The sequence below is a fragment of the Chryseobacterium sp. IHB B 17019 genome (genome assembly GCF_001456155.1).
Taxonomy (GTDB): Bacteria; Bacteroidota; Bacteroidia; order Flavobacteriales; family Weeksellaceae; genus Chryseobacterium.
Genome location: NZ_CP013293.1, coordinates 2,503,258 through 2,516,764, shown reverse-complemented (window position 1 = coordinate 2,516,764; position 13,507 = coordinate 2,503,258). Strand labels below are relative to the sequence as shown.

Below are 13,507 nucleotides of genomic sequence, written 5' to 3'. Positions count from 1 at the left end.
TTTATTAAATTAATTTCCGCCCCCACCTCCGGCTCTGTTTGACTCTTCAAACTTGACCTGTTTTGTGGCTCCCTGAACATTATTATTCCCGAATTTATACGTCACGGAAAGATAGAGATTTCTCGTGATACCTTTGTGGAAATATTCTACGTCATAAGCAGGATAATATTCAATTCCTTTTGATCTGTTGGTATTGAGAACATCATTCATATAAAGGTTGATCATCAGATTTTTTTGCATCAGATTAAGCTTCATTCCGGTGTAGACAGACCCGTTTCCGTAGAAATAAGTGTTCCCGCTACGGTTCGGGATGTTCCCCCAAAAACCAAGCATGAGTGTCAATGTTTTTTCTTTGTTAAGGAAAAAATTGTTGTCAATATTTAAATTGGCTCCATATCCTGACGGTGCAGCTACGGCGGAAGGATCATAAGATTTTGATTTGGCGTAAAAACCATTCACGAAAACATTGGATTCTAACCATTTCAGCTTATTGTAATTGTAGCTGATATTAACGCCCATTTGATTTTCGTTGTAGAAATTTTTTACGATATTATATTTTAAATTTCCTTCCACAACCTGAATTCTGTCCCAATTGTCCTTATTGTAATTGTAATATAAAGTGACATTAAAATTATTTTTCAGCACATATCCGAATTCAAAGTTATCAGAGAAAGAAGGCAGCAGATACGGATTCCCGGTGCTGTATTCAAGCTCGGAAGTATAAAATTTAAAAGGATTTAAATTTCCGAAATAAGGACGGCTGATCCTTCTTGAATAATTCAGGGAAAAAGTATTGTTTTCATTAGGTTTATAGCTGATATAAGCGGTAGGAAAGAGCTTTCCGTATTTTATTTGTGCGGAATTATCGTCATTCATTGAAATGCCTTCCAGTGTTGTGTATTCATAACGGAGCCCGGCTTTAGCGTCCCATTTCTCATTGATTTTAAAGCTCGTGGAAGCATACGCTGCAAAATTTTCTTCGTTGTAGAAAAAGGTGTTGGTTCGGTCTGTATTTATAATGAACTGATTATTTTCGATATTAAAGAAATTAAATTTAGAATCGTTCTTTATCCTGGTATATTTTACTCCTGATTCTGTTTTTATTTTAGAAAAAGTTTTCTCCAAATCTGCCTGTCCGGAGAAAATTCTATACTTGCTGATGGGGTTGGCAAAAGTGGAAATTGTCTCGTCTGTAATGGTGTTGTAAAAGTTTCTGGCATTAGAATTATTCAGCATCATATTGACAGAAAGACTTAGCTTGCTTCCCAACGTATCCAGTTTTATATCATAAAAAGCGGTTGCGTTGTGAGTATTCCTTTTGTTTCTATTTTCATAATTTGAAGCCACGTTCAACAGGCCTTCATCATTGAAGATTTTCGTAATACTTTCACCTTTTTCAATCGGGTTGCTGTAAGAATAATTGTAGTTGATTCCCACAAGATTTTTATCGTTTATTTTATATTCTGCCTTTACATTTCCTCCTTTGTATCGGTAATTGTTTGTGCTGTTTGTATTTGTGTTCCAGTAGTTTGTATATCCGTTTTTACCGGAAAGATAATTGTAAGACTTGTTTTCCCAAAAATTGTCTCCTGTAGATAAATTGGCAGTCAGAGAAAGCTTATTTCCCTGATAATTAAAGCTCGCGCCACTTCTTGTAGAGACGGTAGGCCTTCCCCAGTAATAGGTTCCTGAAGTCTGTAGAGATCCGTTCCAGCCTTTATTTGTATTTTTTTTAAGGATAATATTGATGAGACCGCTTTTTCCTTCAGCTTCGTATTTTGCAGGTGGAGTGGTGATCACTTCAATTCTTGCAATATCGTCCGAGCGCAAAGTTTTTAAGTAATTAATAAGTTCCTGACCGGACAAATTCAGCAATCTGTCATTCACCATCACTGCTACATTGCTTTTCCCTGCGATAGAAATGGCATCGTCTGTCGCACGCACCATAGGAGTTTTTGCTAGCGCTTCAATCGCATCAATTCCCTGTGAAGCCACCGAATTTTCAACATTAAAAACAAGCCGGTCTACTTTTCTTTCGAATAATTTTTTCTTTGCAGTGACTGTTACGCCTTCAATTTTCTGTTCTGCGACGGGAGTTTCCTTGATCTGGATGTTTTTTTTGAAGTTTCCTTTAATAGATATTTTTTCACTATAAGTTTTTACGCCGTCTTTGATGATTTCAAGTAAATAATTTCCATTTTCTTTTAAAGGGATTTTAAATGTCCCATTTTCGTCTGTAATAGCAGAAAATTTTTCATTCTCTTTTGTGATCAGGATTTCAGTTTCAGGAGATGGCTTATTTTCTTTGTCTGTAATGTTTCCTTCGACACTCTGTGCAAAAGCAAAAGCAGATGCGACAAGACTAAAAAGGAAAATGAGTTTTCGGGTCATATATAATATTTACATTAAGACAATTCAATGCGTGGTGATATTACATACTTTTAAAACTATTTTTAAGATTAATTATTTAATGATAATAATAACATTAATTGTTAAAAGGAAATTCTAAGAATTAGCTTGAAGTTTAATAATAGAATTTTTGTAAAATTTTGTACAATCATACAGATCGGTAAAATGATTATAAATATTTTCTTGAGATAAAAGTTCAGTTTTTTTTGAATTAAATTCCTCTTCAGCATGGGAATACAGATTTTTATAGTCTGATTTCAGGAAATCTGCAAGTATATATTCTTCTCCTTTCTCTTTATTGATAAAACCCGTAAAAAATATTCCGTAAATCAAAAACTGATTAAATTTTTCAGGGTCAAAAATATGGTTTGTAATTCTTTGTGAGTATTTTTCATAATCTGAAAGAATTTGCTGAAAACTCTGAACATTGCCGGGAGATAAGATTTCATAAAAAATATCAATTCCGTGTACAAAGAGTTGCGTTTTCAATTCCTCATGATCACCATTACATTTAGCATTAAACCAATTGAAGAGATTCAGTAATTCTTCTTTCGAAAGATTTTCTACATTCTCCAGTACTTTCTTTTTGATGAGCTCCAGACTTGTTTTTTTGTCATCGTCCAGATAATTGAGAACGTCCTGTTCCTCTTGGCAGAGCTTATTATACAAATTGATTTTTGCGGTAACAGGATTGGTTTTGATGAAATAAAGTTCTTCTGCCATAATGTTATGTAAAGCCTTGTTTTTCTTAGATTTTCTACTCTAAGTTAGGGAAAAATTTAATGATTCTAATAATAAGAATGAAATTGGCAGTTTTTAAGAATTGTATTTTAATAATGTACAGAGAATTTAATGAGATTGCGGATCAAAATAAGCCTTAAAAGTAAGTGGATCTTCAGCCATATTTTCAGCAGTTTCCAGGTATTCATGGTATTCTTCCTGATGCATTTCCATATACACCATGACGATTGCCAGATTGATAAACAGATTTTTGTCATCTGAACCCAGCTTCAATGCGGTTTTCAAATAATCTAATGCTCTTTCATTTTCGCCCATGTCAGAATAGACCGCTCCAATGTTGATTAGAGCGGCGGTATTTTTTGGTTCGATCAATAAAATTTCATCCAGTTCTTTGATTAGAAGATCATTGATTTCATCCCAATGATCTTCATTTTCAAATCTTTTTGCTTGAAGTTTTTTTACGTTTTGTAATCTTTGATTGATATTGTTCATAATTTAATGATTACCCAAAAGCTCTCTTCAACAAACTCTCCACTTTAGGCTCACTTCCTCTAAAACTTTTATACAATTCCATCGGATCTTTCGTGCCGCCGGAAGAAAGGAGAACTTTATATTTTGCAGCAATTTCAGGATTAAAAATTCCGTTTTCCTTAAAATATTGGAAGGCGTCGGCATCCAGAACTTCCGCCCATTTGTAAGAATAATATCCCGCAGAATATCCGCCTTGGAAAATATGTGAAAAGCTCGGGCTCATCGCGGTTTCCGGATTTACAGGATAGAGTTGGGTCGCCTTAGTATAGCCATCCTCAAACTCTTTCACACTCTTACTCTCCAATTCTGCAACCTTAGTATGGTAATTCATATCCAATAATCCAAAACCAATCTGTCGCAACGTCTGATAGCCTTCCATGAAGTTTTTCGACTGTTCGATTTTCTCGATTTTTTCATCGGGAAGAATTTCACCTGTTTTATAATGTTTGGCGAAAGTTTTTAAGAATTCCGGTTCGTAGCAGAAATTTTCTAAAAACTGAGAAGGCAATTCCACAAAATCCCATTTCACGGACGTTCCCGAAAGAGTAGGATATTGAGTATTGGCCAACATTCCGTGAAGCGCATGCCCAAATTCATGGAACAAAGTTGTCACTTCCTGGAAAGTCAGTAAACTCGGTGTGTCTTTTGTTGGTTTGCTGAAATTACAAACGATAGAAATATGCGGACGGGAATTTTCACCGTCTTTTATATATTGATTTTTGTAGCTCGTCATCCAAGCCCCGGCTCTCTTGCCTTTTCTCGGAAAATAATCTACATAAAGTAAGGATTTGAATGTCTTTTCAGGATTGTCACTTCCATCCTCCATCTTCCCGCTTCCCGCCTCAAAAACCTCATACACCTTCACATCTTCATGGTATTTCGGGATGTCGTTTCTTTCTTTAAAAGTCAATCCGAAAAGTTGATTAGCCAATCCAAAAACAGCTTCCTGAACCTGATTCAAAGGAAAGTAGGGTTTTAATTCCTCATCATTCAGATCATATTTTGCTTTACGAAGTTTTTCGGCATAAAAAGCATGGTCGTAAGATTGCATTTCCTCGATTCCATCAGCTTTTGCCAGAGTTTTTAATTCTTCGATTTCTTTGTCTGCGTAAGGTTTTGCCTTTGTTAAAAGCTCATTCAGAAAGTCCAGAACTTTTACCGGAGATTTTGCCATTCTTTCTTCCAGAACGTAATCTGCGTAGTTTTTATAACCTAATAATTCGGATTTCTGTTGTTTTAAATTTAAAAGTTCCTTTATTAAATTCTGATTGTCAAACTCACCGCCATCGAAAGACTTTTTACCGTTTGCCAGCGCCAGTTCTTTTCTCAGTTCGCGGTTTTCAGCATAGGTCATGAACGGAATATAGCTTGGATACTGCAACGTAACAACCCAGCCTTCCAGATTCCTTTCTTTCGCTTCTTCTGCGTATTGATTGATGATGGCTTCCGGAATTCCTGCCAAATCTTCTTTATTGGTGATATGTTTAAAATAATTATTTGTTGAAGCCAATACATTTTGCCCGAATTGTAGCGATTTTAAAGATAAATCCATATTGATTTTCTTTAATTTTTCCTTGTCTTCTTCATTTAATAAAGCACCGCTTCTTACAAAACCTTTGTAGGTTTCATTTAAAAGCATTTGTTGTTCTTCGTTCAGATTGTATTTCTCTTTTTCATCGTAAACTTTTTTAATTTTATTGAAAAGAGCTTCATTTTGAGAAATTTTTGAAGAATATTCCGTTAAAATCGGAGAAACTTCCTGAGCTATTTGTTGTAATTCGTCACTTGTTTCTGCTGAATTTAAGTTGAAAAATATATTGGAAGCCACATCAAGCTGCTCACCGGAATAAGCCAGAGCTTCAATAACGTTCTCGAAAGTCGGTTCTTTGGGATTGTTGACAATGGTATTGATTTCTTCTTCTGATTTTTGAATTAATTCCTTGAAAGCGGGAAGATAATCTTCATTTTTGATGGTATTGAAAGGCGCGGAATGATATGGTGTGTTGAATTTTTCAGTTAAAATATTCATATTCTGATTTTTAATAATGTAAATTTAATAATTCTAATGAATCGACAGCAAAACGCACAAAAATGATGCCTGAATAAGAAGATGTGACAAAATTGTTTATCTTTAATAATCTTGTCATATGCAAAGTTGAAATGTGGCGCAAATGATTAATTTTGACACGAGTTTTGACCGTAATGATGTTAAAAAATTTAACCAAAATATATTTAAACTATGAAAACAATCTTAAAGATTCTTGGTGTAATTATCCTGCTGATCGTAGCATATGTTATTATTGCAATGCTGGCTTTCAACAAAGGTTATCACTTTGAAAAATCAATAGTCATCAATGCTCCGAAAGAAAAAGTATGGCAGCATGTTGGCTCTACAAAGGCTTTCAACGAGTGGAATCCCTTTGCAAAAGCTGATCCGAGTGTTCAGATTACCTATTCCGGAACGCCAGGAACCGTGGGAGATGCTTATCACTGGAAAGGAAACGATCAGGTAGGAGAAGGTGAACAAAAAGTAACTGAAGTAATCCCGAATGAAAAATTGTCGAGTGATCTACACTTTATCAAACCGTGGGAAGGAATGGCAAAAGGAAGCTTTATTTTGACACCGGAAGGAAGCGGAACAAAAGTTACATGGACAATGGATAATGAACTGACAACCCCAATGAAAATAATGAAGCCAATGATGGATATGCAGATGGGAAAAATGTTTGGACAGGGACTGGACGAGCTTAAACAGATATCAGAAAAATAAAATGAAAGCCTTGTAAAATCTACAAGGCTTTTTTAATTTAATTCTTCATAAATTTTATACAATAACAATAAATTATACATTTTTTAAAACTGTTTAATTTTTTAATGACAACGTGAAAAATTATTGAAAAAATATTATCTTTATATAAAGATTCGATTTATGGAGAAGACAGTATTTGAGAAAAACGACATAAGAAATTATGTGAAAAACGTGATTACAGAAAAGATCGAAAAGCTGAAGAACTTTATTGATTTTACTTTAGAAGCTAGTCGCGATATAAAAAAAACACCAAAATATGACAGCATGAGGGAGGAAATGCAGGAAGAGATCTACCAGATGCAAAAACAATTAGCCGCACTGCACGATCTTAAAAGAAATATGGCTAAAGTCCTCAATAATGCCACAGAAAGGGTACAGCTCGGTTCTCTGGTTATTACCAATAAGGCACGTTTTTATATTTCCGTTTCTCTTGGGGAATTCTTTTTTGAAGGCGACCGTTTTTACGCCATTTCCCCCGAAAGCCCGATGGCTAAAAAGATGATGGGCATGAAATCAGGGGATGATTTTACTTTAAATAAGATTCATCAGGAAATTGTTGAGGTTTTATAAGAGTTATAAGTTTTGAGTTATGAGTGTCAATGCTATGATTTAAATAACTAAAAACGATCGACTGGCAACAATCAACCATCAACTTTTTCGTAGTTTTGTCTGCATGAACAAAGCAGAAGTTTTAAAAGAAATCATTGAGCAAAGAAGAAGTATCTTTCCAAAAGATTATACGGACGCAGAAATTTCTCAGGAAATTTTAGATGAAATTCTAAATTCGGCGACATTTGCTCCTAATCACAAACGTACAAAACCCTGGCGTTTTAAAATATTCAAAGGAGAAGAAAAAGCAAAACTAGCCTTCGAAATGCAGGCTATCTACAAAGCTTCTCAACCCGAACAGCTTTTTTTGGAGAAAAAATACAATGACATCGGTTTTAAAATCAATAAAGCGGATGCCGTAGTTTCTATTGTAGTCAGTTTCAGTGGAATGGTTCCGGAATGGGAAGAAATTGCTGCCGTTTCCATGGCAGTTCAAAATATGTATCTAACCTGCTCAGCAAACGGAATCGGCTGCTATTGGAGCTCCCCGAAAATTGTAGATCATTTGAAAGAATCTTTGACTATTGAGGAAAACCAGAAGTGTCTGGGATTATTTTACCTGGGAACACTGGGGTAATAGCCCTGATCGAGCGGCCTGTCTGAGCTCTTTTTCTTTGGGGATTTGCGCGGCGGCGAAGCCGCCGCGCAAATCCCCAAAGAAAAAAGCGAGTAGCGAAAGCAGGTTCCCGGCTCCTGAAAATTATTGCAAAACTTTTAAATTGTATCTTATACTTTAAACTTTTTTATTATCTTTGCACTCTTAAATATTTAACTGGGACGAGCTCCCTTAAAATTTCAAACATTATGTCAGTAAAAATCAGATTACAAAGACACGGTAAAAAAGGTAAGCCTTTCTTCCACATCGTGGTTGCAGATTCTAGAGCTAGAAGAGATGGTAGATTCATCGAGAAACTAGGAACTTACAACCCAATTACTAACCCTGCTACTATCGATTTGAACGTTGATTCTGCTGTAAAGTGGTTAAACAACGGTGCTCAACCGACTGATACTGCAAGAGCTATCCTTTCTTACAAAGGTGCACTTTACAAAAAACACTTACAAGGTGGTGTTGCTAAAGGTGCTTTTGATGAGGCTGAGGCTGAAAAAAGATTCAATGCTTGGTTAGAAGCTAAAGAACAAAAAGTACAAGGTAAAGTTGAAGGTTTAACTAAAGCTCAAGCTGACGCTAAGAAAGCTGCTTTAGATGCTGAGGCTAAAGTAAACGAAGCTAGAATCGCTGCTGCTACACAGGCTGAAGCTGATGCTAAGGCTGCTGAAGAAGCTGCCAATGCACCTGCTGAAGAAGTTGCTGAAGCTACAGAAGAAGCTCCTGCTGCTGAAGAGTCAACAGAAGAAAACACTGAAGCTTAACAAACCTGTATGCGTAAAGAAGATTGCTATTTATTAGGAAAAATCACACGCAGACACGGCCTTGCGGGGAATGTAATCCTTAAACTGGATACAGATCAACCCGAGCTTTACAATAAACTGGAATCAATATTCGTTGAAATCAACGGATTATTGGTTCCATTTTTTATTGAAAAATCATCGTGGAGCAAATCCGATGCTCTGAATATCGCTTTTAAAAATTCTACCGAAGCTCTGGTAGATCAATCATTGGGTAAAGATGTTTATTTGCCCCTCTCCACATTACCAAAACTTTCAGGAAAGCAGTTCTATTACCACGAAATAATAGGATATGATATTCTGGATGAAAATGATAAGGATTGTGGTGTCATAAGATCTGTAAATGATCAGACTGCTCAGACGTATTTTATCACAAATCTGGACGGAAAAGAGGTTGTAATCCCAATGATCAAAGATTGGATTATTGAAGTAAACAGAGAAGATCGTTTTATCAAAATGCAATTACCGGAAGGTCTTATTGATGTTTTTCTAGTTCCTTCGAAGAAAGACGAATAATTTTCTTTTTTGAACAAAGAGATAGATTCACTTTTTGACCATTCACATATTCACAATATTTTATTACTCATTACCAAGTACTCATGAATCGAGGGTAACAGATATTCCTGTACCATTTTTTCAACCTGTGAATGAGCATAAGGCTTGTTATAAGCTTTTGCTGTAATCACCATTACAACTGGGATTTCCGTGAATATAATAATTTTATTTCCGCCGTTTCCGCTCGACTGATAGGCTTCAAAATTTTTGTTTCCGACCTTATAAATTTTTCGCCAGAAAAGATATCCGTAGCCTTCAAAATCTTTCGTGTCAGTGAAATAATTAGTAAAGGATTTTCTTATCCAATTTTTATTTAAAACAGATTTTCCGTTCCAGGTTCCGTTATTTTTATACAGCTGTCCGAATTTTGCGAAATCCAAAGCTCTCATTTTCAGTCCACCCGCTAAAGAAGGCTTTTTCTGAGGAGTAAACTGCCATTTGTAATGGGTAATTCCAAGAGGTTGAAAGAGTTTTTTGTCAGCATAATTTTCCAAACCTTTCGGAACTGATTTATCTAAAATATCTCCTGTCAGAACCACCCCGGCAGTGAAATAATTCCAGGTTTTTCCAATTTTATTTTCTGTCATTGGTAGATCCAGAACGAATTTTATCCAATTGTCCGTGGGATACATATTTTCCTCATTTCCAGGTGATTCATAATCATCATCGTTGCCATTAAAACCCGAACTCATCGTAAGTAAGCTTTTAATTGTAACACTGTCTTTTTTAGATGAATAATTTTTGAATTCTTTTACCTTATAAAATTCTTTCAGAGTTTGATTTTCATTTTTAATGTAGCCATCTTGTATTGCAATTCCCATTAATGCTGAAGAAAACGATTTTCCAACCGAACGGGTGTCATGTAAACTGTCTCTTTCATAACCGTTAAAATATTCTTCCAACAGCAGTTTTCCATTTTTAATAACAACAATTCCCGTAATATCTCTGAATCTTTTTTCTGCAATTTTTTTATTTAAAAACCTTATTTTTTCTTGATTTAATTTATCCTCCGAGATTTCCCAGCCGCTGTTAGGTTTGATTTTTTGAATAGCAATTTGTTGTTCAGAAATATTCTTTTTAGGAATAATTAATTGAATTTCACCTTCTGCAATGACATTTCCTACTTTCACAGCCGGATTTTTCAAATAAGGTTTAATTTCAATTTTTAATGTATGATTTCCTGTTTCCAATGCATCAATTCCGCTATTGGCAAGATAGAAACGCATCCACAAATATCTTCCCCAAGAATCTTCGTTTGTTGTGCTGAGAAAAGGAATTCTAAAGTTTGTTTTAACCTTTTTGCTGTCTGAAGTTCCGGCTCCGGGATGTAAGTTTTCAGTATAAATTAATTTTCCGTCAACAAAGAAATTGAATTGATAATTTCCTTTTTTGAGCAATTCATCAGCCGTTAAAGAAGAATCAAGCTGGTGTAAATAATTAACCAATGAATTATCCATAAAAACACGGATGTCAAAATCTCTGTCTTCCTGAAAAGTCATGGCTTTCAGAAGATCAGTTTCCTTTATATTTTCCAGAGGAATAACATTGCCTAAGAAAACAATTTTGTTTAAATGCTCTTTCTGAATTTGATTCTCAATTTTTTCCGGCTCTGTGATATTTTGGCCAAAAGAAAGTCCGGAAATAAGAATCAGTAAGAATAAAAGAATTGATTTCATAGTAAATTTCATCTAAACAAAAATATTAATTGTTTTATTGGAAAAATAGAATAATATTAACCTTTTGTATTTTGATAGATTACATCGACCTATCTTTGACAAGGATTTTAAAAATATGGCTTTAAAATTACTGACTTACCAGATTCCGTAGGAATCACAAATGAATGATGAAATAATATTAGTTTATTTCAAGAGATTTCTATATTTCAAAGGAGTAATTCCAATATTTTCCTTAAAACAGCGGATAAAATGGCTCTGATCGGCGAACCCGCATTCCAACGCAACTTCGGTTAAAGATTCAGATGTATTCAAAATTTTTAATGATTTTTCAACCTTCAATTTTCTAATATATTCTCCCAAATTACAATTAAAGTACTTTTGGAAATCCCGGCTTAGATGCATTGGATGTATATTCAAAGTTTGCGAAAGTTCTGCAAGGCTCAGCTTTTCAGCGAAATTTTCATGCAGGATTTCATCAATCTGATTCACCCAAAGTGGTTTCTTTTTATTACACTCTTTTTGATTTGATAGCCGACTGAAAAGACTGAGTAATAATTGACTGACAGTCAATTCAAAAGAATCATCATTAATTTTTGTTTCTTTAAGAATCTGGTAAGTCAGTAATTTTAAATCCGGATTTTTAATATTGAAACTTCCTTCGATATTTTCTTTTGATAGTTGAAATTTTTCAAACCATTCTTTTGAAACTTCAATATGAAATCCTCTCGTGAAAATGTCCGGTTTTATATTGTAATGGGCATCTTCCCAATGATGGTAAAGCAGCGTTCCGGCGGAGCAGTCATAGACTTCTTTTTTATTTCCTTCCTTCATATTTCCCTGGAGAAGAAAGGTAAAATAGGGATTTTCATGATAGTGCCAATCTACAAAAGGGTGGGTGTATTCTGTATCTGTAATGGTCAACCCATCAAAGCTGAGGGTTTCGTTGGTTTGTCCGAAAAATTCACCATTACGAAGGTTTTTCATAGTCTGAGTTAAGGGTGTTTAAAATTAATAAAACATTTGATAGAAGAAGAATTATTAACAAAAATGCTTATTACAATTATATAAGTGGTTTTTTTGTAACTTTGCACTCATTAATTTTTATACGAAAATTTATAATCAACAAATGAAAAAGCAGACAATTAAGGAAATCCTACAGGATTACAAAAAGGTATTACATCATGACATTACGGTTTACGGTTGGGTAAGAACTTTCCGTGCAAATCGCTTCATAGCGCTTAATGATGGTTCTACGATTAATAATTTGCAGATTGTTGTTGATTTTGAAAATTTCGACGAAGAAATTATCAATAAAATCAGTACGGCATCTTCTTTAAAAGTTGTTGGTGAAGTGGTGGAGAGCCAGGGAGCCGGACAAGCAGTGGAAATTATTGCTAAGAAAATTATCATTTTAGGAGATAACTTTACGGAAGACAGAGATAAAACTATTCTTCAGCCTAAGAAACACTCTTTGGAGACGTTGAGAGATCAGGCTCATTTAAGATTCAGGACTAATTTATTTGGGGCTGTTTTCAGAGTACGTCATGCGGTGAGTTTTGCGATTCACTCGTTCTTCAACCAAAACCAGTTCTTTTACATCAACACGCCTGTTATTACGGGAGCTGATGCGGAAGGTGCTGGTGAAATGTTTGGGGTAACCAACTTTGATCTGAACAATCTTCCGAAAGGTGAAGACGGTGAAATTGATTTCACACAGGATTTCTTCGGTAAAAAAACAAACTTAACGGTTTCAGGACAGCTGGAAGGTGAAACCGCGGCAATGGGACTGGGAAGAATTTATACTTTCGGGCCGACTTTCCGTGCAGAAAATTCTAATACGACAAGACACCTTGCAGAATTCTGGATGATTGAGCCGGAAGTTGCTTTCAACAACCTTGAAGACAACATCGATTTGGCGGAAGATTTCCTTAAATATGTGATTCAGTATGTTTTAGATAACTGTAAAGATGATCTTGACTTCTTAGACAAACGTTTTGCAGAAGAACAAAAAAGCAAGGCTGAAAAAGACAGGGCAAAAGAAGGCTTAATCGAAAAGCTTGAAAATGTTATTGCTAAACGTTTCAAGAGAGTAAGCTATACAGAAGCGATTGAGATCCTGATGAACTCAAAAGAAAATAAGAAAGGAAAATTCCAGTATCCGGTTGAAAATTGGGGAACTGATCTTCAGTCTGAGCACGAAAGATACCTTGTTGAGAAACATTTTGAAAGCCCGGTAGTTTTGTTTGATTATCCAAAAGAAATCAAAGCATTCTATATGAAGCTTAACGATGATAATAAAACAGTTGCCGCAATGGACGTCCTTTTCCCAGGAATCGGGGAAATTATCGGAGGTTCTGAAAGAGAGGCGAGATTAGATGTTTTAAAGCAGAAAATGACAGAAATGCATGTCGACGAGCACGAGCTTTGGTGGTATCTTGATACAAGAAAGTTCGGTTCTGTGCCGCATGCAGGATTTGGTTTGGGATTAGAAAGATTGGTACTTTTTGTAACGGGAATGACGAATATCAGAGACGTAATCCCTTTCCCAAGAACTCCAAAAAATGCTGAATTTTAATATTTTTTAGTTGATTTAATTATACTTCTTTCTGTTAAAACATGGAAGAGATAAATAATAAATGAAGCTAAAACAATTACAAATTATAAAATACCAGAAATTATTTTTTATATATCTTCCCAGTCTTTGGCTGGGAAATTTTTTATGGTAAACATTGAGAGTAAATATAGTGATCCCAGAATGAAATAAAATAGA

Annotated in this window: 12 protein-coding genes; 6 read left to right on the top strand and 6 right to left on the bottom strand. The window is 35.0% G+C overall.

The window, feature by feature from the left end; genetic code table 11:
- Positions 1-9: 9 nt before the first annotated feature.
- The 4 genes from ATE47_RS11610 to ATE47_RS11595 form a co-directional block, all read right to left on the bottom strand.
- Positions 10-2,391 (bottom strand): outer membrane beta-barrel family protein, encoded by a 2,382-nt coding sequence (locus tag ATE47_RS11610; protein ID WP_062162126.1) that lies wholly within the window; start codon positions 2,389-2,391, stop codon positions 10-12.
- 114 nt (positions 2,392-2,505) lie between these two features.
- Positions 2,506-3,132, bottom strand: a complete 627-nt coding sequence (locus tag ATE47_RS11605; RefSeq protein WP_062162125.1) for a hypothetical protein — start codon at positions 3,130-3,132, stop codon at positions 2,506-2,508.
- 126 nt (positions 3,133-3,258) lie between these two features.
- Positions 3,259-3,642: a tetratricopeptide repeat protein gene (locus ATE47_RS11600; RefSeq protein ID WP_062162124.1), complete on the bottom strand. Its 384-nt coding sequence runs from the start codon at positions 3,640-3,642 to the stop codon at positions 3,259-3,261.
- Positions 3,643-3,652: 10 nt separating this feature from the next.
- The gene (locus tag ATE47_RS11595) at positions 3,653-5,710 is read right to left on the bottom strand and encodes a M3 family metallopeptidase (RefSeq protein ID WP_062162123.1); all 2,058 of its coding nucleotides are present in this window, start codon (positions 5,708-5,710) and stop codon (positions 3,653-3,655) included.
- Positions 5,711-5,920: 210 nt separating this feature from the next.
- Between ATE47_RS11595 and ATE47_RS11590 the strand changes: the two genes are divergently transcribed.
- The 5 genes from ATE47_RS11590 (at position 5,921) to rimM (ending at position 9,022) form a co-directional block, all read left to right on the top strand.
- Positions 5,921-6,451 (top strand): SRPBCC family protein, encoded by a 531-nt coding sequence (locus ATE47_RS11590; protein WP_062162122.1) that lies wholly within the window; start codon positions 5,921-5,923, stop codon positions 6,449-6,451.
- 159 nt (positions 6,452-6,610) lie between these two features.
- A complete protein-coding gene (locus ATE47_RS11585) occupies positions 6,611-7,060 on the top strand; it encodes a hypothetical protein (protein ID WP_062162121.1) in 450 nt (149 codons plus the stop codon).
- Positions 7,061-7,163: 103 nt separating this feature from the next.
- Entirely contained in the window at positions 7,164-7,676 is a 513-nt protein-coding gene (locus tag ATE47_RS11580; protein ID WP_062162120.1) for a nitroreductase family protein, read from the top strand.
- Between the two features lie 227 nt (positions 7,677-7,903).
- Entirely contained in the window at positions 7,904-8,470 is a 567-nt protein-coding gene (locus tag ATE47_RS11575; RefSeq protein WP_062162119.1) for a 30S ribosomal protein S16, read from the top strand.
- A gap of 9 nt (positions 8,471-8,479) precedes the next feature.
- Positions 8,480-9,022 (top strand): ribosome maturation factor RimM, encoded by a 543-nt coding sequence (gene rimM, locus ATE47_RS11570; RefSeq protein ID WP_062162118.1) that lies wholly within the window; start codon positions 8,480-8,482, stop codon positions 9,020-9,022.
- A gap of 50 nt (positions 9,023-9,072) precedes the next feature.
- Here rimM and ATE47_RS11565 read toward each other — a convergent pair whose 3' ends face one another.
- Both ATE47_RS11565 and ATE47_RS11560 read right to left on the bottom strand, forming a co-directional pair.
- Positions 9,073-10,737, bottom strand: coding sequence for a serine hydrolase domain-containing protein (locus ATE47_RS11565; protein WP_062163532.1), 1,665 nt, complete (start codon positions 10,735-10,737; stop codon positions 9,073-9,075).
- Positions 10,738-10,920: 183 nt separating this feature from the next.
- Positions 10,921-11,721: a helix-turn-helix domain-containing protein gene (locus ATE47_RS11560; RefSeq protein WP_062162117.1), complete on the bottom strand. Its 801-nt coding sequence runs from the start codon at positions 11,719-11,721 to the stop codon at positions 10,921-10,923.
- Between the two features lie 142 nt (positions 11,722-11,863).
- Between ATE47_RS11560 and asnS the strand changes: the two genes are divergently transcribed.
- A complete protein-coding gene (gene asnS, locus ATE47_RS11555) occupies positions 11,864-13,312 on the top strand; it encodes an asparagine--tRNA ligase (RefSeq protein WP_062162116.1) in 1,449 nt (482 codons plus the stop codon).
- The last annotated feature ends 195 nt before the right edge of the window (positions 13,313-13,507 follow it).

Excerpts from the sequence above, each read along its gene's own strand:
- ATE47_RS11610 (WP_062162126.1), bottom strand. The coding sequence starts at position 2,391 with ATGACCCGAAAACTCATTTTCCTTTTTAGTCTTGTCGCATCTGCTTTT.
- ATE47_RS11605 (WP_062162125.1), bottom strand. The coding sequence starts at position 3,132 with ATGGCAGAAGAACTTTATTTCATCAAAACCAATCCTGTTACCGCAAAA.
- ATE47_RS11600 (WP_062162124.1), bottom strand. The coding sequence starts at position 3,642 with ATGAACAATATCAATCAAAGATTACAAAACGTAAAAAAACTTCAAGCA.
- ATE47_RS11595 (WP_062162123.1), bottom strand. The coding sequence starts at position 5,710 with ATGAATATTTTAACTGAAAAATTCAACACACCATATCATTCCGCGCCT.
- ATE47_RS11590 (WP_062162122.1), top strand. The coding sequence starts at position 5,921 with ATGAAAACAATCTTAAAGATTCTTGGTGTAATTATCCTGCTGATCGTA.
- ATE47_RS11585 (WP_062162121.1), top strand. The coding sequence starts at position 6,611 with ATGGAGAAGACAGTATTTGAGAAAAACGACATAAGAAATTATGTGAAA.
- ATE47_RS11580 (WP_062162120.1), top strand. The coding sequence starts at position 7,164 with ATGAACAAAGCAGAAGTTTTAAAAGAAATCATTGAGCAAAGAAGAAGT.
- ATE47_RS11575 (WP_062162119.1), top strand. The coding sequence starts at position 7,904 with ATGTCAGTAAAAATCAGATTACAAAGACACGGTAAAAAAGGTAAGCCT.
- rimM (WP_062162118.1), top strand. The coding sequence starts at position 8,480 with ATGCGTAAAGAAGATTGCTATTTATTAGGAAAAATCACACGCAGACAC.
- ATE47_RS11565 (WP_062163532.1), bottom strand. The coding sequence starts at position 10,737 with ATGAAATCAATTCTTTTATTCTTACTGATTCTTATTTCCGGACTTTCT.
- ATE47_RS11560 (WP_062162117.1), bottom strand. The coding sequence starts at position 11,721 with ATGAAAAACCTTCGTAATGGTGAATTTTTCGGACAAACCAACGAAACC.
- asnS (WP_062162116.1), top strand. The coding sequence starts at position 11,864 with ATGAAAAAGCAGACAATTAAGGAAATCCTACAGGATTACAAAAAGGTA.